16 protein-coding genes are annotated in these 20,035 nt (G+C 68.4%); 8 read left to right on the top strand and 8 right to left on the bottom strand.

Features of this window, described 5'->3' with window-relative positions:
• Positions 1-67: 67 nt before the first annotated feature.
• Entirely contained in the window at positions 68-817 is a 750-nt protein-coding gene (locus tag AB0H36_RS39075) for an Asp/Glu racemase (protein ID WP_360535494.1), read from the bottom strand.
• Between the two features lie 80 nt (positions 818-897).
• On the opposite strand from AB0H36_RS39075, the gene AB0H36_RS39070 reads away from it, so the two are divergent.
• The 3 genes from AB0H36_RS39070 to AB0H36_RS39060 are packed head-to-tail and all read left to right on the top strand — an operon-like array spanning position 898 to position 3,778.
• Positions 898-1,881, top strand: coding sequence for a D-2-hydroxyacid dehydrogenase (locus AB0H36_RS39070; RefSeq protein ID WP_360535492.1), 984 nt, complete (start codon positions 898-900; stop codon positions 1,879-1,881).
• The gene (locus AB0H36_RS39065; RefSeq protein ID WP_360535490.1) at positions 1,878-3,281 is read left to right on the top strand and encodes an amidase; all 1,404 of its coding nucleotides are present in this window, start codon (positions 1,878-1,880) and stop codon (positions 3,279-3,281) included. The genes AB0H36_RS39070 and AB0H36_RS39065 overlap by 4 nt, the downstream gene beginning before the upstream one ends.
• Positions 3,278-3,778, top strand: a complete 501-nt coding sequence (locus AB0H36_RS39060; protein WP_360535488.1) for a DUF3830 family protein — start codon at positions 3,278-3,280, stop codon at positions 3,776-3,778. The genes AB0H36_RS39065 and AB0H36_RS39060 overlap by 4 nt, the downstream gene beginning before the upstream one ends.
• Before the next feature lie 29 nt (positions 3,779-3,807).
• Here AB0H36_RS39060 and AB0H36_RS39055 read toward each other — a convergent pair whose 3' ends face one another.
• Positions 3,808-4,746 carry an NAD(P)-dependent oxidoreductase gene (locus AB0H36_RS39055; RefSeq protein WP_360535486.1) on the bottom strand — a complete coding sequence of 313 codons (939 nt, stop codon included), beginning with the start codon at positions 4,744-4,746 and terminating at the stop codon, positions 3,808-3,810.
• A gap of 70 nt (positions 4,747-4,816) precedes the next feature.
• A complete protein-coding gene (locus tag AB0H36_RS39050; protein ID WP_360535484.1) occupies positions 4,817-6,190 on the bottom strand; it encodes a serine hydrolase in 1,374 nt (457 codons plus the stop codon).
• A 75-nt stretch (positions 6,191-6,265) separates the two neighbouring features.
• On the opposite strand from AB0H36_RS39050, the gene AB0H36_RS39045 reads away from it, so the two are divergent.
• Together AB0H36_RS39045 and AB0H36_RS39040 are read left to right on the top strand one after the other, a co-directional pair.
• A complete protein-coding gene (locus AB0H36_RS39045) occupies positions 6,266-7,126 on the top strand; it encodes a diacylglycerol kinase family protein (protein WP_360535482.1) in 861 nt (286 codons plus the stop codon).
• Between the two features lie 31 nt (positions 7,127-7,157).
• Positions 7,158-8,135 (top strand): serine hydrolase domain-containing protein, encoded by a 978-nt coding sequence (locus AB0H36_RS39040; RefSeq protein WP_360535480.1) that lies wholly within the window; start codon positions 7,158-7,160, stop codon positions 8,133-8,135.
• On the opposite strand, the gene pulA is transcribed toward AB0H36_RS39040, so the two are convergent.
• The 5 genes from pulA to AB0H36_RS39015 form a co-directional block, all read right to left on the bottom strand.
• On the bottom strand, positions 8,136-13,784 hold the full coding sequence (pulA, locus tag AB0H36_RS39035) for a pullulanase-type alpha-1,6-glucosidase (RefSeq protein WP_360535478.1): 5,649 nt from the start codon (positions 13,782-13,784) through the stop codon (positions 8,136-8,138).
• A 253-nt stretch (positions 13,785-14,037) separates the two neighbouring features.
• On the bottom strand, positions 14,038-14,754 hold the full coding sequence (locus AB0H36_RS39030; protein WP_360535476.1) for a Sir2 family NAD-dependent protein deacetylase: 717 nt from the start codon (positions 14,752-14,754) through the stop codon (positions 14,038-14,040).
• Positions 14,755-14,757: 3 nt separating this feature from the next.
• A complete protein-coding gene (locus tag AB0H36_RS39025) occupies positions 14,758-15,309 on the bottom strand; it encodes a GNAT family protein (RefSeq protein WP_360535475.1) in 552 nt (183 codons plus the stop codon).
• 71 nt (positions 15,310-15,380) lie between these two features.
• Positions 15,381-15,593, bottom strand: a complete 213-nt coding sequence (locus AB0H36_RS39020) for a sulfurtransferase TusA family protein (protein WP_360535473.1) — start codon at positions 15,591-15,593, stop codon at positions 15,381-15,383.
• Entirely contained in the window at positions 15,590-16,705 is a 1,116-nt protein-coding gene (locus AB0H36_RS39015) for an aminotransferase class V-fold PLP-dependent enzyme (protein ID WP_360535471.1), read from the bottom strand. Before AB0H36_RS39015 ends, AB0H36_RS39020 begins: the two co-directional genes overlap by 4 nt.
• A gap of 258 nt (positions 16,706-16,963) precedes the next feature.
• On the opposite strand from AB0H36_RS39015, the gene coxB reads away from it, so the two are divergent.
• The 3 genes from coxB to AB0H36_RS39000 are packed head-to-tail and all read left to right on the top strand — an operon-like array spanning position 16,964 to position 20,021.
• Positions 16,964-17,857 (top strand): cytochrome c oxidase subunit II, encoded by an 894-nt coding sequence (gene coxB, locus AB0H36_RS39010; RefSeq protein ID WP_360535469.1) that lies wholly within the window; start codon positions 16,964-16,966, stop codon positions 17,855-17,857.
• 26 nt (positions 17,858-17,883) lie between these two features.
• Positions 17,884-19,629, top strand: a complete 1,746-nt coding sequence (gene ctaD, locus AB0H36_RS39005) for a cytochrome c oxidase subunit I (protein ID WP_360535512.1) — start codon at positions 17,884-17,886, stop codon at positions 19,627-19,629.
• The gene (locus tag AB0H36_RS39000; protein ID WP_360535467.1) at positions 19,626-20,021 is read left to right on the top strand and encodes a cytochrome c oxidase subunit 4; all 396 of its coding nucleotides are present in this window, start codon (positions 19,626-19,628) and stop codon (positions 20,019-20,021) included. The genes ctaD and AB0H36_RS39000 overlap by 4 nt, the downstream gene beginning before the upstream one ends.
• Positions 20,022-20,035: the final 14 nt, after the last annotated feature.

Here is a 20,035-nt window from a genome sequence, read left to right as displayed (position 1 = left end):
TGGGGGAGGGTTGTTGGGTGGGTGGCGGCTTTGGTTGTGGTCGGGGCGACGGTTTGGTTCTTGCTGGTCAGGTGAGGAGGCTTTGGCCGGGGCCTATGGGGGTGTGGGCGGTTAGGGAGAGGGCGGACCACATGGTGACTTGGTTGGCGGTGAGGACTGGTTTGCCGAGGAGGGCCTCGAGGCCGGAGATGACGTCGTACGTGGGGAGGTTGGTGCAGCTGATGAAGATTGCCTCGGCGGAGCTCGTGTCGATGCTGCGGACGAGTTCGACGATCGCCTCGTAGGGGACGGTCCAGATCTGGGCGATGAGGCCGAGGCTCGCGGTGGCGACCACCTCGACTCCGGCTTCGGCGAGGAAGGCGGTCAGGAGGGCGGTGAGGTCGTCCGTGTACGGCGTGACCGTCGCGATCCGGTTGATGCCGAGGTGACGCAAGGCGTGCAGCAGCGCGCCACTCGTCGTCACCGCAGCCGGCGCACCCGCGGCGACCATTGCGTCGACGAGCGCGACCTCCCCGGCGAGCCCACCGACGAAACTGCCCGAGGTGCAGGCGTAGGCAACAGCGAGCGGCGCCACCGGCAGGATGTCGGTCGCGGCGCGCGCGATCAGCTCCGGATCCGAGATGTGCACGGCCATCTCGAGGGTCGCGGCGAGCGGTGCGTACGGCGTCCGGGTGAGATGCAGCGTGACGTCGTCCGGGACCCATCGCCACAGCTCGCGATCGAGCGCGAAGTCGTACGGCGCGACCACGCCGATGCCCGTCTGCAGCAGCGGAGGCGTCGACGCCGGCAGCGGGTGGGTGGAGGGGCGGAGCGTCATGAGAGTCAGTGTGCGACCGGGGCGGCCAGGACAGCAAGAGATTGTTGACAATCCTACGGTTCGGTTCCTAGCCTCGATGGGTGCCTGCCCCCACTGAGCGTCCTGTCGTCACGGTGCTCTGCGAGCAGGCCACCGACCGGCCGCCCGGGCTGGAGGACCTAGATGGGGTCGAGTTCCGGTACTGCGATGCGGAGGGGCTGCGGGAGGCGGTTCGAGGGGCGAGGGGCTTGCTGCTGTGGGACTACTTCTCGACGGCTGTCCGCGAGGTCTGGGACGACGCAGGCACGCTGGAGTGGATCCATGTGACTGCGGCTGGCGTGGACACGTTGTTGTTCGACGAACTGCGCGACTCTGATGTGGTTGTCACCAATGCGCACGGGGTGTTCGATCGGCCGATTGCGGAGTACGTGCTTGGTGCGGTGATCGCCCATGCGAAGGACAGTCGGACGAGCTTCGAGCTGCAAAGCCGGCACGAGTGGCGGCACCGCGAGACACGAAGCGTGCGCGGCGCCAAAGCGCTGGTCGTCGGCACCGGCGGCATCGGCCGCGAGATCGCCCGCCTACTCAAAGCCGTAGATGTCGAGGTCCGCGGCGCCGGCCGAGTAGCCCGCACACCCCACCCCGACTTCGGTCAGGTGGTTGCCAGTAGCAACCTCGCTCAAGAGGTCGCCGACGTCGACTACCTCGTGCTCGCGGCACCCCTGACCACCGCCACCCGCGGGCTCGTCGGCGCGGAGGTGCTTGCTGCGATGAAGGAGGGCGCGCATCTGATCAATGTTGCGAGGGGGCCGATTGTGGATGAGGCGGCACTGCTGAAAGCCTTGCAGGACGGGCGGATCACCGCGACGCTTGATGTCTTCGACCGCGAGCCGCTGCCACCAGAGCACCCGCTCTGGGACGCGCCCGGCGTCACGATCACCGCGCACATGTCCGGCGACGTGCTCGGCTGGCGGGAGACGCTCGCAAACCAGTTCGCCGCCAACCTGCACCGCTGGCTCGCCGGCGACCAACTGCTCAACGTGGTGGACAAGAAGCTCGGCTACATCCCCTCGGGAGCCCGATGACCCAGCCAGACAACTTCACCCCGGCCACCGACCTGCTCGAAGGCTTCCGCGCCGGCACGATCTCCCCGGTGGAGGCCACCCAAGCCGCCCTCCAAGCCATCGACCGGTACGACGAAGACGTCAACGCCTTCGTCCTCGTCGACGCCGAAGGCGCGCTCGCCGCGGCCAAGGAGTCGGAGGTCAGGTGGCACCGAGGCGAGCCGCTCGGCCCGGGCGACGGAGTCCCCACGTCGATCAAGGACGCGTTGTGGACCAAGGGCTGGCCGACGCTTCGCGGCAGCACGATGATCGACGAGGCCGGCCCGTGGGACGAGGACGCTCCCGCAGTGGCGCGCCTCCGCGAGACCGGCGCCGTGATCCTCGGCAAAACGACGACCCCCGAGTATTCCTGGAAGGGCGTCACCGACTCCCACAAGTACGGCGCGACCGGCAACCCCTGGGATCCGTCGAAGACCTCCGGCGGCTCGAGCGGGGGTTCGGCGACCGCGGTCGGGCTCGGCATGGGCGCGTGGTCGCTCGGCACCGACGGCGGCGGCTCCGTCCGGATCCCCGCCGCGTTCACGGGCACCGTTGCGCTCAAACCGACGTACGGGCTGATTCCGCTGTTCCCGCCGAGTGCGTTCGGCACGTTGTCGCATGCCGGACCGATGACGCGGACCGTCCGGGACAACGCCGCGCTGCTCGATGTCGTGTCCGGATTCGATGCGCGTGACTGGTCGGCGATGCCGACACCGAGTACGTCGTTCCTGTCCGGGATCGACGACGGGGTTGCCGGATTGAAGATTGCCTTCTCGTCCGATCTTGGGTTTGTCGACAATCAGACGGAAGTCGAGTCACTGGTCCGGGCTGCCGTCGACGTGCTCGCCGACGCCGGAGCCGAGGTGACCGAGGTCGATCCCGGCTTCGCGGATCCGGTCGACGCGTTCAACGTGTTGTGGTGGTCGGGTGCGGCCAAGGTGCTGTCGGCGTACACGGTCGACGACCGGGTCGATCCCGGACTGCGCCGGGTCGCCGAGCTCGGGTCGTCGTACTCGGCGTCCGACTTCCTCGATGCGACCGCGGCCCGGATGGAGCTCGGGCTGCTGATGGGCCGGTTCCACGAGCAGTACGACGTACTCATCACGCCGACCCTCCCGATCACGGCGTTCCTCATCGGACAGGACGTGCCCGACGGCTGGTCGTCACCGGACTGGACGAGCTGGACGCCGTACACCTATCCGTTCAACCTCACCCAGCAGCCGGCGCTCAGCGTGCCCTGCGGGTTCACGTCGGCCGGGCTGCCGGTCGGCCTGCAGGTGGTCGCGCCTCGGCACCAGGACGCGCTCACGCTGCGAGTCGGCCAGGCATACCAGGCGGCCACCGATTGGCACACGCGGACACCGACCTTGGAGGCACGTTGAGCAGGTTCGTCACCGTCCGTCTGGACAAGCGCGGCGTGAGTTGTATGGCCAAACTGCTCGACGACGTCGCACCGCGGACCTGCGCGGCCGTGTGGGATGCGTTGCCGTTGTCGGCGCCTGTCTTCCACGGCAAGTACGCCCGGAACGAGATCTACACGTTGCTGCCCGCCTTCGCGTCGGCGGACCCGGGGAAGGAGAACACCACGGTCACCCCGATCCCCGGGGACCTGTGCTGGTTCTCGTTCGACTCCGACGATCTGGGCAATCCGGCGTACGGGTACGAGAACAGCACCGGGACCGGGACGACCGGGGCGATCGTCGACCTCGCGGTGTTCTACGGGCGGAACAACCTGCTGATCAACGGTGATCAGGGCTGGGTGCCCGGCAACGTCTTCGGCGCCGTCACCGAGAACCTCGAGGAGTTCGCCGCGGCCTGCCAGGACCTGTGGATGGGCGGAGCCCGCGGCGAAACCCTCACCTTCACCCGCCTCGACTGAGCGAGTGGCCGGCCGGCGACCTGCCCGGCCTAGAGGCCCTTCCGGAAGCCTTCCCGCCAGGAGGCGTACCCCGGCTCCCAGTCGAAGGTCTTCTGGGCCAGCGTGTTGTCCACGCCCCGGATCGTCGTGAACGCAGCCACCCCGGTGTCACCGATCGCCAGCCGCGCCAGCCACACCGGGATCCGCCGCGGCGGCTTCGCGCCGAGAATCCGAGCGAACTCGGGCAGCCACACCGAAGCCGCAGCCGGGTCGTCGTCGGCGATCTGGTAGATCCCCGTCGCGTCGCTCTCGATCGCCTTCACCGTCACGTCGGCCGCGTCGTCGTAGTGGATGAACGACCAGACCCCGGCGCCGTTGCCGACCAGCGGCAGCTTGCGCTTCCGGATCATCTCGACGATCGACCCGCCCTTGCCGATGTCGCCGGTCGGCCCGTAGAAGGCGGCGTACCGCAGGGCGACCCCTTCGATCCCGTCGGCTGAAGTGACGGCCGACTCGAGGTGCTTGATCCCGGCCATCGTCTGCCGTTGCGCCGGCACCGGGTCGGGGTCGAGCGGGTCCGCCTCGGTCTTCGTCGCGGATCCTTCTTGGAGCATGTTCCAGCCGGCGTACGACTGGACGACGAACCGTCGTACGCCGGCAGCCTGGGAGGCGGCGAGGAGGTGGTCGGTGCCCTCGGTGCGCAGCCGGTTCGTCAGCGCGAAGCTCTGGTCGAACTTCTTGAAGTCGATCCCGCCCTTGAGCGCCGTCATCTGGTGTACGACGACCTCCGGCCGGACCGCATCCACGGCTGCCATCACCGCGGCCGCGTCGAGTCCGTCGGCCAGGACGACGTCTGCGCCCTGTGCACGCACGCCCGCCGCGCCCGACTCCGACCGGATCATCCCGGTCACCTCGTGCCCGGCCGCGATCAGCTTCGGTACCAGCGATCGGCCCAGTCCGCCGGTCGCACCTGCCACCAACACCTTCATGAGATTCCTCCGTTATTCGTCGTCAACCCGGAGGACACGCGCACCCGCCGGGTTGTGACTGTGACGGAGGTCACTCCGATTGCAGCGTGAACGAAGTCGGTCCGAAGGAGACGTTCAGTTCGACGTCGAGGGTCATCGAGTCGCCGCTCTCGCGGCAGGTCGCGGTAGCGACGAACGGGGTGTCGAGCCAGCGGAAGGTCGCGACGAACGCGTCGCCGTCGCCGTACGCGCTGGTCACGATCCGCTGCCCCGGCTCGGCGCCCCGAGATGGGCTCCGCTGCTCACGCCACTCACCGGCCGCGCACACAACCTCATGCGGGGCATCGGAATCGAAGGTGAACGTCCCAGTCCCGTCCGGGTCGAGCCGGATCGTGGTCAGGCCGGCGTCGTTCTTCGCGAAGCGGTAGGTCTGTCCGCTCCCGCCGCGCGGCGCCGGGCCGGCCGGCGGCAGCAACGCCAGCCGCGAAGGCCGAGCCGCCGGCGTGACCTCCTTGCCCTCGAGCACCGGAAGCAAGTGCTCCCAGACCGTGTCCAGGACGGCCTGCATGTCGAACGTCGCACCCGTGACGATGAGCGCCGCGTCGTACGACGGGAAGATCAAGCAGAACTGGCCGAACGCGCCGTCGCCACGATAGGTGCCGTGCCGGCCGCGCCAGAACTGGAAGCCGTACCCCTGCTTCCAGTCCGGGTTCTCCTCGGTGTCGTTGGCAACCTGCCTCGACGTCGCGGCCTCGAACCACTCGGCCGGGACCAGCTGCTTGCCTTCCCAGACGCCGTGCTGCAGCAGCAGCTGCCCGAAGCCGGCCAACGACTCGGTGTTGAGGGACAGGCCCCAACCGCCGGTGGTGATGTCCTCCGCCGACACCTGCCAGGTCGCCTCAGTCGCGCCGAGCGGCTCGAACAGCCGCGGCTTCAGGTAGTCGACCAGCTTCTCGCCGGTCAGCCGTTGCAGGATCGCGGACAGCATGTACGTCGCGCCGCTGTTGTAGACGAACACCGTGCCCGGCTCGTGCTCGACGTCGAGGCCGAGAAAGATCTTCACCATCCGGCGGTCCCGGGTGAGCGCCTCGACGGTGTCCTGGCCGTGGCCGGACGTCATGGTCAGCAGGTGCCGGACCTTCATCGCGGCCAGGTTGTCGCTGATCGTCTCCGGCAGCTCGTCGGCGTCGAAGAACGAGATCACCGGGTCGTCGAGCGACAGCAGCCCGGCGTCGATCGCGAGCCCGACCGCGGTCGAGGTGAAGCTCTTCGACACCGAGAACAACGCGTGCGGATCGCTCAGCCGGTACGGCGACCACTCCTCCTCGAGGACCACGTGACCGTGCCGCAGCAGCATCACGGTCTGGATCTCCTGGGCGGACGAGTCCAGCGCGGCGACGAATGTGTCGAGAGCGGTGCTGGATAGTCCCTGGGTTTCTGGGGTACTCCGTGGAAGGCTGCTCACTCCGAGCACGCTATCCCCCCGAACGGACAAAATCAGGTGAGTTCCGCCCGTCGAGCAGCTGTCATCCTCAACCCGGTGAAAGTGCCGGACGTCGAGGAGTTCCGTCGTACCGTCGACCAGGCGCTCACCGAGCGCGGGTTCGACGACTCGCTGTGGCTCGAGACCACCGAGGACGACGCCGGGTCGACGATGGCCAAGCGTGCGATCGACGAGACCGCCGACCTGGTCGTCGTGGCCGGCGGGGACGGCACGGTGCGCGTGGTCTGCGCCGAGCTGGCCCGCAGCGGGATCCCGGTGGCGGTGCTGCCGGCCGGGACCGGCAACCTGCTGGCCCGCAACCTCGGCATCTCACTCGACCTCGAGATCGCACTGACCGAGCTGCTCGGCGGCAACGAGCAGCGGATCGACAGCGTCGAGATCGAAGGCGACGAGCTGCCGACGGACCGCTTCGTGGTGATGGCCGGCCTCGGGCTGGACGCCGCGATCATCGCGGACGCACCCGACCAGCTGAAGAAGCGGGTCGGGTGGGCCGCGTACGTCGTCGCGACGCTGAAGAACCTCAACCACCCGTTCGTCCGGGTCGAGATCATCGTCGACGGCGAGCCGCCGGTACGGCGCCGCGCGCGGACCGTGGTGATCGGCAACGTCGGGACCCTGCAGGCGAACATCCCGCTGCTGCCGGACGCCGTACCGGACGACGGGCTGATCGACGCCGTCGTCCTCGCGCCGCGCCGGATCAGCCAGTGGCCGCGGCTCGCGGCGAGCCTGGTGGTGAAGCGCCTGCGTGAACGCCACGTCGAGCGCTTCACCGGCAAGCGGATCCAGGTGACGGCCGCCAAGACCGTACGACGCCAACTCGACGGCGACACGATCGCCGACGGCCGCACCCTGAGCGCCTCGGTCGACCCCGAGGCCCTGATCGTCCGCATCCCCTGAGGGACTTTCCGGCCTCGTGAAAAGGTGGGGCATGCAGAGGTTTCTCGATTCACTGGTGGAGGAAGGCGCGGCCGGGGTGCTTCTGCACTCTCGGTCGCCGGAGCGGACCTGGGTCGGCTCGAGTGGAGTCGCGGAGCTCGGGACGGATCGCCCGGTCGATCCTGACGGGTGGTTCCGGGCCGGCAGTCTCACCAAGACCTTCACCGCCGTCGTCGTTCTGCAGCTTGTCGGAGAGGGCAAGCTGCAGCTGGATGCGCCCGCGCGGGACTGGTTGCCGGAGGTGCCGGCTGGGATCTCGGTTCGGCAGCTGCTCAACCACACCAGCGGGCTACACAACTACACCGACGACCTTCCGGACGCGGCGGGAGTCTTCCGGGACCGCCACCTGCACAGGGATTCCCGCGAGACGCTCCGGGTCGCGGTCGGCAAGCCGCGCCAGTTCGAACCGGGCGGCTCATGGTCCTACTGCAACACGAACTACATCGCCCTCGGCCTGCTGATCGAAGCGGTCACCGGAGGCGCATACGGCGATCAGGTGCGCGAGCGGATCCTGGACCCGGCCGGACTTCGCCGGACCGTGCTGCCGGGAGACGACGTGGAGCTGCCGGAGCCGCACGCCCACGCCTACCTGAACATCGACGACGAGTACGTCGACATCGCCCGGTGCAACGCCTCGCAGGCCTGGGCGGCCGGCGAAGTGGTGTCGACGGCGGCCGATCTCAACCGGTTCTACGCGGCCGTCCTGGGTGGCGAGTTGCTTGCGGAGGCCGAGCTGGAGGCGATGCTGACCGTCGTGGAGGCGGACGACTCGTTCGGGTACGGCCTAGGAATCGTGCGGCGGCGACTGCCGGACGGACAGGTCGTCTGGGGCCACCACGGCGGGTTCCTCAACTACCTGACGATCAGCTTCCACTCGGCAGACCTGTCCACGCAGCTCACCTTGTCCGCCACGGGCAGCAAGTCGGGCCAGCCGGAGACCGACCAATGGCTGGTCGGTCTCCTGACCTGACTACTTCTGCACGAGTACGGCGACCGTGCGGGCCGGAACTGTGACGGTGCCGGACGCCGCGGTCCAGGTCGTCTGCTTCACCACCGGGTCCGATCCGGCGGCCTGAACCGGGGACAGGGACAGGTTGGCGCCGGCCAGGCCTGGGACCTGTTGCGTGACGGCCGAGCCGGTCGAGTTGAAGACGACCAGGACACCCTTGAGTGCCGGGTCGACGTTCGGGCCGACGGTGTCGTCGATCCGCATCGTGATCACGCCGGGATTGGCGCCGCTCAACGGGAAGCTGAGCTTCGCGTTGATCAGGTCGGCCGACCCGAGCCGGAACAACGGCGTCGAGAAGCGGAGCTTCAGCAGGTCCTGCGCTGCCGCTGACGCCGTGCCGACCTCCGTTGCGGTCGGCTTCAGGGCCGGGTCGGCCAGCAGCGGCTTCATGAACGACCACTTGGCCTCGTTGTCCGGCTTCGGCGGCAGGCCGTGGCCGAAGCCGTTGTCGGCGCCGGTCCAGTCGAGCGTGTTGAACCAGTCGCCGGAGTCATAGGAGTTCCGGTCCAGCGACTTGCTCCGCAGCAGGTCGGCGCCCGCGTGCCAGAACGACGGGGTCTGGGCCAGGGCGGTGGTCGCCAGCGACACCGTGTTCATCCGGATCCGGTCCGACATGGTCAGTGCCGTCGGCAACTTGTAGGTCAGCGCGTCCCACAACGTCTCGTTGTCGTGCGCGTCGACGTACGTGACCACCTCGTCCGGCTGGTCGGCGTACCCGGCCGGGTTGCCGTTGTAGTCGACCGCGTCGCCGCGGACGACCGCGCCGGTCTCGGCGGAGCGGAACGAGAAGCTCCGCAGGTTCGCCGCGAGCCCGAGCTGGATCAGGTCGGTGTCGTGGGCGAGCCGCTTCGCGCGCTCTGCCGGGGTGCCGTTGACCGCGTCGCCGTTCGGGTCGCTCGCGGCGCCGGACCCGAAGCCCTGGATCCGCGGGTTCTCGTCGAACGGGCCGCCGCCGCGGACCCCGTCGCGCAGCCGGTCGGAGAACGTGCCGATGCCGGTGCCGCCGAGGTTGCCCTGCCGGGCCTGCACGAACAGCGCGTCGTCCGCGACCTCGCCGAAGTTCCAGCCCTCGCCGTACACGTAGACCTTCTTGCCGTCGACGCCGTCCTTGGCCAGGGTCAGCTTGTCGAGCGCGGCCCGGACCTTGAGCATGTTCGCCTTGCTGTGGTGGCCCATCAGGTCGAACCGGAACCCGTCGACCCGGTAGTTCCTGGCCCAGCTGACGGTGCCGTCGACCATGATCTTCTCGGCCATCGCGTGCTCGGTGGCGATGTTGCTGCAGCACGTCGACGTCTCGACCTTGCCGGTCGCGTTCAGCCGCTGGTAGTAGCCGGGCACGACCTTGTCCAGCACCGACGTCGGCGCCTGGCCGGCCGACGGCGTGTGGTTGAAGACCTGGTCCAGTACGACGCGCAGCCCGGACTTGTGCAGTCCGCCGACCATCGTGCGGAACTCGGCGACCCGGGCCAGCCCGTCACGCTGGGTCGCGTAGGAGCCTTCCGGCGCGAGCCAGTGGAACGGGTCGTACCCCCAGTTGAAGCCGTCCTTCGCCGCGACCGCGGTGACGCAGGCCTGCTGCTGCTCGGAGTCGGGCGGGAACGACTTGAGGTCACACGCCGGCGACTGCTGACCGGTCTCCGGGATCGACGCGATATCGAACGTCGGCAGCAGGTGGACCGTGTTCAGCCCGGCGGCCGCCAGCGCGCGCAGATGCTCCGTCCCGTTGCCCTCGTCGGCGAAGGCGAGGTACGTGCCGCGGTGGGCGGCCGGAACCGTGGTGTCGTTGATCGAGAAGTCCCGGACGTGCAGCTCGTAGATCGTCGAGTCGACCGACCTTGCCAGCTTCGGCGTCGGCGTGTCCGACCACAGGGCGGGCTTCCCGGTCGGATCGTCGAGGTCGACCGCGACCGAGTGCGTCGAGTCGGTCGTGAGCGCGACCGAGTACGGGTCGGTGACGACGTTCGTCTCCACCTTGCCGGTCGACGGCGCGAACACGGTGACCTCGTAGCGGTACGGCGCGTTCTTCCACGACTGTGGTCCGGAAGCCGTCCACGAGCCGTCGTCGTTGCGGCGCATCGGGACGGTGGACGATCCGATCAGTAGCTTGACGTTCTGCGCTGTCGGAGCCCAGAGGGTGAAGGTCGGCTGACCCTTCCAAGTGACTCCGTACGAGCGCCCGGTCGCGCTCCCGTAGACGTCGTCGAGGACACCGGGTATCTGGACGCCGGTCGCGTCGAGCAGTCGCCCGGCGTCGTCGTACTGCGCCAGGCCGAGCTGGCCGGTGAGGATCTTCTTCACATCGGCATGGTCGAGCCGCAGCGTCGTGTACCCGGGACGGACCTCGCGGGTGTCGTAGCGCAGACCGGCCGACGAGCCGCCGATGTCGTCCGCGTCGACCTTGAGGGAGCCGTCGTACGACCAGTGCAGCCGCCAGCGGAACCGCTCCGGGTGCGCGACCGCCGGTACGGCGAGGGTGTCCTTGCTGAGCCAGTACGCCTTGGCCTGGCTGAGGTCCGGCTGGGCGCCCGGTGTGGACGTGGTGACCGTCAGCACGTGCGTCGCAAGGACGTAGTTGAACGTGACGACCAGGCCGTCCGCGGGCACGGTGATCGGAATGTTGTTGGCCGGGTAGCTCTCGTCCCAGGACAGGTTGTGCGCGACCTTGGCCTCATAGCTCCCCGCTCCGATCTCCGTCGTCGACCAGGTGTACGTGCCGTCGCCGTCCTGGTCTGTCAGCCAGGGTCGCATGCAGGCCGGATCCCAGTCGTTCGTGCAGCCGAGCGCCTTCTGGAAGGTGCCGGGCACGGTGATGAGCGGGCCCTCGGCACTCGACGTGACGTAGTGGCGGCCGTGCTCGTAGTAGAAGCTGACCGGGCCGTTCGGTGCGATGTAGGAGATGTTCGCGCCGTTCTGGTTACCGCCGGCGCCGTAGTTCTCGTCCCAGGTCTTGTTGATCGCGGCCTTGTAGGCGTGCTCACCGGCCGGGATCGTGTACGTGCCCTTCCAGACCTTGTCCTGCGGGTCCAGCGTCAGCTGCGCCTGGTCGCAGTCCGGAGACCAGTCGGCCGGGCAGCCCATCTCGCTGTTGTGGTCGCCGGGCACGCTCACGTTGGCCGGCTGGACGACCGGTCCGGTCCCGCCACCGCCGCCACCGGGCTTCGGTGCGTCGCCGACCACGCCGTACGAACCGGACACCGAGTAGTTGCCGGACACATCCTTCAGTACGGCGCGGTACTCGAGCAGAGTGCCCTTCGGCAGCGCGGACACGTCCTGGAAGACCCGGTACGGCGCGTTGTCGTCGGAGCCGAGTCGCTGCCAGGCCGTCGTACCCACCGGGCGGTAGCCGAAGGTCACGGTCACCGGGGTGTTCTCCGGCACCTCGGCGCCGATCTCGGCCCGCCCACCGACCGTCGCGCCCAGCTCGGGCGAGCTCATGTAGACGGCAGGCGCCTTGCTGCGGTTCGGGACCTTGTTCGCGGCCTGGTACACGGTCACCGACAGCGGTGGCTGGCTGATCACGACGCGGCCTTCGCGGTCGGTCTTGACGGCCTGCGAGCCGCCGTAGACCGGCTTCAGCCAGGTGTTCGGACCGTACGTCGGGATGGTTGCCGATTGTGCAGTTGTCGCATTGTTGGCAATCACCACGTACTCGACGTTGTCGGCGCCGAGGCGGCTGAACGCGTACAGCCCGCCGGAGTTCGACGAGTACCGGTGGACCTGGCGGCCGTCGGCGAGGGCCGGATACTTCGCCCGTAGCTTCTGCAACGCCGCGATGTGCTTGTACATCGGCGCGTCGACGTCGTACCGGTCCTGGCTGCCGATCGTCGTCGTCCCCGTGCCGTCGACGATCTCGTCGTCCTTGTAGTCCGTGGTCTGCGTCGCGAACATGTCCTGCCGCGCGTCCTTGTCACCGCCGGGACCGGTGAAGCCTTGCTCGTCGCCGTAGTAGATGACGGGCTGACCGCGGGTGAGGAACATCAGCGAGTGCGCCAACTTGTCGCGGGCCAGCAGCTCCTGGCCGGCGGCGCCGCCCTGCTTGAGGAAGGTGCCGACCCGGCCCATGTCGTGGTTCCCGAGGAAGGTCGGCAGCTGGTACGCGTTCGAGTCCGCGTCGGTGTAGTAGTCGTCGTTCGCGTAGAGGTCGCGCAGCTTGGTGCCGGGGTCGCCCTTGGCGAACGCGACCGCGTTCTGCTGGAAGCCGAAGTCCAGCGTCGCCTGCAGCGCGCCCTGGGTGGTGTAGGTCGACATGAACTTCGGGTCGGCGTCGAAGACCTCGCCGAACATGAAGAAGTCCTTCGACCCCGCGCCCTGCGCCGCCGCCAGGATCTGCGGCGAGAACTTCTGCCAGAACTCCATGTTGACGTGCTTGACGGTGTCGATCCGGAACCCGTCGATGCCGAACTCGGCCCACGTCCTGTAGACGTCGATCATCCCGTCGCGGACCTTCGGTTGCTCGGTGAACAGGTCGTCCAGCCCGACGAAGTCGCCGTACTCGGCCGACTCACCGGCGAAGGTCGAGTCGCCGCGGTTGTGGTACAGCGTGGGGTCGTTCAGCCAGGCCGGGACCTTGACGGTCTCGTCGGCCGGGGTCCGGAACACCGGGACGTTCGGGAACGAGGTGTTGCGGTCCAGCGGCGGGAAGGTGTCACCGGCGGCGTAGTCCTTGTCGTCGAAGACGGTGCCCGACGCGTCCTTGTACGGCGACGTCGCCTTGGAGATGTAGCCGTACTGCCCGGACTGGTAAGCGATCACGTCCGCGGTGTGGTTGGTGATGATGTCGAAGAAGACCTTCATCCCCTTGGCGTGGGCGAGGCTGATCAGCCGCTTCATGTCCTCGTTCGTGCCCAGGTGCGGGTCGATCTGGGTGAAGTCGGTGATCCAGTAGCCGTGGTACCCGGCGCTGACGTCGCTGCCGGCGCCCTGCACCGGCCGGTTCTTGAACGACGGGGTGAGCCAGAGCGACGTCGTACCCAGGGACTTGATGTAGTCGAGCTTCTCGATCACGCCGGCCAGGTCGCCGCCGTGGTAGAAGCCCTTGTCGGTCGGGTCGAGGCCGGTGGCGAGGCGGTCGCCGGTCAGTCCGCCGGCGTCGTTGGACGTGTCCCCGTTGGCGAACCGGTCCGCCATCACGAAGTAGAACCGTTCCTTGGTCAGGTCCTGCCGCAGGCTCGGTGTCGACAGCGCCTTGTCCGCCGGCGTCACGGTCGACCCGGCCAGGTCGACGGGCTTCACCGAGACGACATGGCTGGTGTCGTCGTAGCTGAAGACCAGCTTGGCCGGGCCCTCGATCCGCAGCGGGATGTTCGGGCCGTTCAGGACACCGCCGGCGCCGTAGTTCTCGTCCCAGCTGCCGTTGACGGTGACCTTGTACTCGTACGAGCCGGCCGGGACGTCGAACGTCTTCGCGTACGGCGCCGCCGTACCGAGGCTCGTCGCCGGACACGCGGGATCCCAGTCACCCGGGCACCCCAGCTCGCTCTGCAGCGACCCCGCCAACGTGATCACCCGATCCGCTGCCGACTGGGCCGGCGCCGGCGTCGCCGTACCGAGCCCGAGCACGATCACCGCAGCCGCGGTGAACCCCGCCGTCCATCGCCTGACCCCACGCATCACGGTCCCCTCCCGTTGATCCTGCCGCGGACGCTAACCCGCCCGATTCCCCCTGAGGAGACCTCAAAGATCACGGAACGGTCACTCCACCCCCACGCCTGGGCCGTCGAGTCGTCAAAAATGGCGCCGCCGAGCCAGAAATCCCAACCAAATTCGACAACTCGCCGCCCCGACTAGCACCCTCCCGCAGCGGAGCCCGCGAAACCACACCCGCGTCGTACCGCCAACCCACAACCCGCGCTCACCCCAAGCCTCAGCCGAGGAGCCCCGGGAGCGTCGTCTCGATCGGGGTGTGTAGGACGGTGGTCGCCTGCTCGTCGTACGGCGTGGGCTCGGCGTTGAGGATGATGAGGGGCTTGCCGAGGCCGAGGGCGATGTCGCACAGGCCGGCCGCCGGGTAGACCTGCAGCGACGTGCCGACGGCCAGGAACAGGTCGGCGGCCTCCGTGGCGGCGACGGCCGCGTCGAGGACGCGCTGGTCGAGCGATTGACCGAAGGAGACCGTGGCGGACTTCAGGATGCCACCGCAGACCTCGCACCCCGGGTCTTCCTCACCGGCGTCGAGGCGGGGGAGTACGTCGGCCATCGGAACCCGCCGGCCACACTCGAGGCAGTCGACGAACCAGATCGTGCCGTGCAGCTCGTGGACGATCTCGGGGGAGGACCCGGCCTTCTGATGCAGGCCGTCGACGTTCTGGGTGATCAGGCCGGTGAGCCGGCCCCGGCGTTCCAGGTCGACCAAGGCAAGGTGGCCCGGGTTCGGCTCGGCGGTCCAGGCGGGCGCGGCCAGCCGGTGCTTCCAGGCCTCCACGCGGACCGCCCGCGAGGCGACGTACTCGTCGATGTCGAACATCGCCGCCGCGGCCGGATTCTTCGTCCACAGGCCTTGCGGCCCGCGGAAGTCGGGGATCCCGGACGCGGTGGAGATCCCGGCCCCGGTCAGTACGGCAATGCGCTCGGCGTGGATCACGCGTCAGAGATTAGCTTTCCACTCCGGTGCCAGGACCGACATCACGATCGAGTCGACCCACTCGCCGTCCCAGTAGAGCTCGTCGCGGAGCCGGCCCTCGACGACGAAACCGGCCTTCTCGTACGCGCGCTGGGCCCGCGGGTTGAACGCGTACACGCCGAGGCTGATCCGGTGCAGCCCGATCTCCTCGATGCCGTAGCCGACGATCAGCTTCGTGGCCTCGGTGCCGAGCCCACGACCCTGGCCGGACGGGCCGATCAGGATCCGGAAGTTGCAGGACCGGTTGTCCGGGTCCCACTCGTTCAGCACCGCCTCGCCGACGGTCGCGCCGGTCGCCTTGTCCACGATCGCCAGGTCGAGGCGGTCGGTCTGGTCGTTCCGGGTCCGGTACCACTGCCGGGCCTTCTCCTCACCGATCTCCCCATGGCTCCCGGTCAGCCTGGTCACGTCCGGGTCCGCCATCGCCTCGGCGAGTGCTTCGTAGTCGGCCTCGTCCACGGGACGCAGGATCACGAGCTCACCGGTCAGCGTGGGCTTGTACGAGAAGTCGGTCACGGACCGCAGTGTGCCAACGGAGCCGACGGCACCGCGAGAGGTTTTAGCCAAGTCGTCGTACGACGCTGTGCTCAATTGAGACGTCGTACGACGTAGTGCGGGGAGTCTGCGGAGACGAGCTCCTGGCCGCGGAGGCGGCACCAGGCCGGGATGTCGGTGGCGGCGGCCGGGTCGTCGGCGAGCACGGTGATCGTGTCGCCGATCTCGATCGTCGGCAGCAGTTTCGCCAGCTTGATCACAGGCAGTGGGCAAAGCAGGCCGAGGCAGTCGAGGTCGGTGTTCACAGGCCGACCTCCGCCCGGATCCGCTGCACGATGCCCGGCAGGACGGTGGCGAACCGGTCGATGTCGCCGTACGTCGTGCTCCGGCTGAGCGAGACGCGGACGTTGCCGTGGGTGAGGACGCCCATCGCGGCCAGGACGTGGGACGGTCGCAGCGTGCTCGACGTACAGGCCGAGCCGCTCGAGACGGAGAAGCCCTCCGCGTCCAGAGCGGTCACGAGGGCCTCGCCGTCGACGTACAGGCAGGAGAAGGTGAGCACGTGCGGGAGCCGGTCGTCCGGGTCGCCGACCACCTCGACGTCCGGGACGCCCGCGGCGACGCGGTGCCGGAGCTCGTCGATCCAGGCCCGGTGCTGCTTGTTCAGGTCCTCGGCCTCGGCGAGCCGGGCCTGCAGGGCGGCCGCGGCGGCCAGGGTGTTCGGGACGTCCGGGAACCCGGGGGAGAGGCCGTCCTCCCGCTCGTCCATCGGCCAGGCCGGCGCCAGCCGGGTCCCTTTACGGACGGCGAGCAGCCCGACACCGGCCGGTCCACCCCACTTGTGCGCACTCGCGGCCAGCGCCGACCACCCGGCCGGTACGGCGTCGTGCCCGATCGAAGCGGACGCGTCCACGAACAGGGGTACGTCGCCACACGCCTCAGCCGCCGCCTCGACCGGCTGCCGCGTGCCGACCTCGTGGTTGGCGGACTGCAGCGCGGCCACCGCGACTCCCGGCTTGCCCACCTCAGCCTTGAACGCGTCCAGGTCGACCCGGCCGACGCTGTCCACACCCACCTCGACCCCGTCGCTCGAGGCCGTGTGCAGTACGGCGGAATGCTCGACGGCGCTGTGGACAACCGCGGTACCGACGCGCCTGCGGGCGGCCCGGATGGCGGTCAGCCCGGCGTGGACGGCCGCCGTACCGGAGGTGGTCAGGAAAAGCTCGTCCGGCCGCACTCCGACCGCGTCCGCAAGCACCGCTCGGGCGTTGTCCAGCAGCAGCCGCGCAGTCCGTCCCTCGTGGTGCAGCCGGACCGGATCGGCCCAGCCGGAATCGACTGCCGAGAGCAACATTTCCCGCGCCGCCGGATGCAGAGCCTCCGCCGACGCAGCGTCCAGGTATGCACGCTCGCTCACACGGGAAACGCTAGAGCATGTCTGCCCCTCCGGTGCCGTCGCGAGGAGGTGCTCGGTGGAGTGGCTCGGTGTGCTGGAGTGAGGGGCTCGATGCGGAGCATCGTGACCTTTGCTCCAGTGCAGCGAGACGCCCACCGAGTGCCCCGCAGCAGGCAGCGGAGGGGCAGACATGCTCTCGGCCCTACCTATGCGCAGGACGCCGGAAGGTGTCCAGTAGTGTTTGGTCGTCAGTCTCACTTGGGAAGGGAAAGGCGCCCCGTGGGTTCGAACGGCACGCCCGGAGTGGACGAGCGCGCGGCATATCCTGCCGACGCCACACGTCCGGGAAAGCGACGCCTGCTGGTCGGTACGGGAGTGGTGCTCGGCACCCTGCTGCTGACCGGTTGTTCGTCGGAAACCACTGAGCAGTGGAAACGACTCGGGCTTCCCGAGGGCGCATCGGACCGGACCGAGGCTGTCCGCAGCCTCTGGATCGGCGCCTGGATCGCCGCCCTGATCGTCGGCGTGATGGTCTGGGCCCTGATCCTGTGGGTCGTCGTGCGGTACCGCAAGCGCACCGACGACGCTCCCAAGCAGGTGCGGTACAACCTGCCGCTCGAGGTGCTGTACACACTGGCGCCGTTCGCGATCATCGGTGTGCTCTTCTACTACACCGTCGAGCACGGCAACCAGATCACCGCGATGTCGAACCAGTCGCAGCACAACATCAACGTGGTCGGCCAGCAGTGGCAGTGGACGTTCAACTACAAGGAGAACGTCGACGGGCAGGAGGGCGTCTGGGAGACCGGCACGCTGGACAAGCCTGCCGAGCTGTGGCTCCCGGTGAACGAGTCGGTCCAGTTCGACCTGACCTCGCCGGACGTCATCCACTCCTTCTGGGTCCCGTCCTTCTACTTCAAGCTGGACGTCATCCCGGGCCGGACCAACAAGTTCGAGCTGACCCCGACCAAGACCGGGACGTTCGCCGGCAAGTGCGCGGAGCTCTGCGGGCTCTACCACAGCCGGATGATCTTCTCCGTCAAGGTCGTCACCCGCTCCGAGTACGACGCGCACCTGCGGGACCTGGCCGCCAAGGGCCAGACCGGCGCCGCGACCGGTGGCCAGGACGCCACCACCATTCCTGGTCATGGGCCAGAGGAGGGCGAGAAGTGACCGACTTCGCCGAGCGCACCGGCGCTATCGGTGCTACTACCGCACTGCCCCGGCGGCGCAGCAAAGGCCAGCTCGCGGTCAAGTGGTTGACCACCACCGACCACAAGCTGATCGGGCACATGTACCTGATCGTCTCGTTCGCGTTCTTCCTGATCGGCGGTGTGATGGCGCTGGTCATCCGCGCCGAGCTGGCCAAGCCGGGCCTGCAGATCGTGAACGAAGAGGTGTACAACCAGCTCTTCACCATGCACGGCACGATCATGCTGCTGCTGTTCGCGACGCCGCTGTTCGTCGGGTTCGCGAACGTGATCATGCCGGTCCAGATCGGCGCCCCGGACGTCGCGTTCCCGCGGCTGAACATGTTCAGCTTCTGGCTGTTCCTGTTCGGCGGCCTGATCACGATCAGCGGGTTCTTCACCCCGGGCGGCGCGGCCGACTTCGGCTGGTTCGCCTACGCTCCGCTGTCGAACGCGGTCCGTTCGCCGGGCGTCGGCGGTGACCTGTGGATCATGGGCCTGTGGATGGCCGGTCTGGGCACCATCCTCGGTGCGGTCAACTTCGTCACCACGATCATCACGATGCGGGCGCCGGGCATGACGATGTTCCGGATGCCGATCTTCACCTGGAACATCCTGGTGACCTCGATCCTGGTGCTGATCGCCTTCCCGATCCTGGCCGGCGCGCTGCTGATGCTGGAGGCGGATCGAGCCCTGGGGGCTCACGTCTTCGACGCCGCGAACGGCGGGCCACTGCTGTGGCAACACCTGTTCTGGTTCTTCGGGCATCCCGAGGTGTACATCATCGCCTTGCCGTTCTTCGGCATCATCACCGAGATCCTGCCGGTCTTCAGCCGCAAGCCGGTCTTCGGCTACATCGGCCTGGTCTGCGCGACGCTGGGTATCGCGGTGCTGTCGGTGGCGGTGTGGGCGCACCACATGTTCGTCACCGGCGCGGTGAACCTGCCGTTCTTCTCGTTCATGACGTTCCTGATCGCAGTCCCGACCGGGGTGAAGTTCTTCAACTGGATCGGCACGATGTGGGGCGGGTCGGTGTCGTTCGACACGCCGATGCTCTGGTCGGTGGGCTTCCTGACCACCTTCCTGTTCGGCGGCCTGACCGGCATCATCCTGGCTTCGCCGGCGCTGGACTACCAGCTGTCCGACTCGTACTTCGTGGTCGCGCACTTCCACTACGTGGTGTTCGGCACCGTGGTGTTCGCGATGTTCGCCGGGTTCTACTTCTGGTGGCCGAAGATGACCGGCCGGATGCTCGACGAGCGGCTCGGCAAGCTGCACTTCTGGCTGCTGTTCATCGGCTTCCACACCACGTTCCTGGTGCAGCACTGGCTCGGCGTCGAGGGCATGCCGCGGCGCTACGCCTCGTACGGCGCCAACGAGGGCTTCACCACGCTGAACGAGGTGTCCAGCATCGGCGCCTTCGTGCTCGGCCTGTCGATGCTGCCGTTCTTCTACAACGTCTACAAGTCGCGCAAGGCGCCGCTGGTGGGCGTGGACGACCCGTGGGGCTGGGGCCGCTCGCTGGAGTGGGCGACCAGCTCGCCGCCGCCGCGGCACAACTTCGACCGGCTGCCGCGGATCCGGTCCGAGAGCCCCGCGTTCGACCTGCACCACGCAGACCTCGCGCTGGCCGAGTACCCGGACAACCGGGCGCCGAAGGACAACCTGCTCGACGCCGGTGAGGACGAGGGCCGGGTCGAGCACCTGGAGCGGCAGGCCGCGACGAGCGAGACCGAGGGGAAGGACAAGGCGTGAAGGTCGAAGCCTGGGTCTTCGGGATTCTGAGCGTGTTCGTGCTGGTCGTCACGCCGATCTACTGGCTGATGTCGGAGGACCCGACCGGCACCACAGCGCTGGTGATGACGTTCTTCCTGTCGCTGCTGGTGGCGTTCTACCTGAGCATCACCGCGCGCCGGATGGACGCCCGGCCGGAGGACCGCAAGGAAGCGGAGATCGTCGAGGGGGCCGGTGAGCTCGGCTTCTTTCCGCCGTACTCGTGGTGGCCGCTGTGGTGCGGGCTGACCCTGTCGGTCGTGGTGCTGGGTGTCGTGTTCGGCTGGTGGCTGTTCATCGCCGGCTGCGGGATCGGCATCGTGACGCTGTCGGGGTTCATCTTCGAGTACTACCGAGGTGACCACGCTCACTAGCTGAGCGCCGTACG

It is taken from the genome of Kribbella sp. NPDC050820 (assembly GCF_040653975.1).
GTDB lineage: Bacteria > Actinomycetota > Actinomycetes > Propionibacteriales > Kribbellaceae > Kribbella.
The sequence above is the reverse complement of the archived record's forward strand: the minus strand, read 5'-3'. Positions and strand labels throughout refer to the sequence as shown.

Bases quoted from the DNA above. Each gene is read 5' to 3' on its own strand.
- AB0H36_RS39065 (WP_360535490.1), top strand. From the start codon at position 1,878: ATGACCCAGCCAGACAACTTCACCCCGGCCACCGACCTGCTCGAAGGC.
- pulA (WP_360535478.1), bottom strand. From the start codon at position 13,784: ATGCGTGGGGTCAGGCGATGGACGGCGGGGTTCACCGCGGCTGCGGTG.
- AB0H36_RS39040 (WP_360535480.1), top strand. From the start codon at position 7,158: ATGCAGAGGTTTCTCGATTCACTGGTGGAGGAAGGCGCGGCCGGGGTG.
- AB0H36_RS39055 (WP_360535486.1), bottom strand. From the start codon at position 4,746: ATGAAGGTGTTGGTGGCAGGTGCGACCGGCGGACTGGGCCGATCGCTG.
- AB0H36_RS39075 (WP_360535494.1), bottom strand. From the start codon at position 817: ATGACGCTCCGCCCCTCCACCCACCCGCTGCCGGCGTCGACGCCTCCG.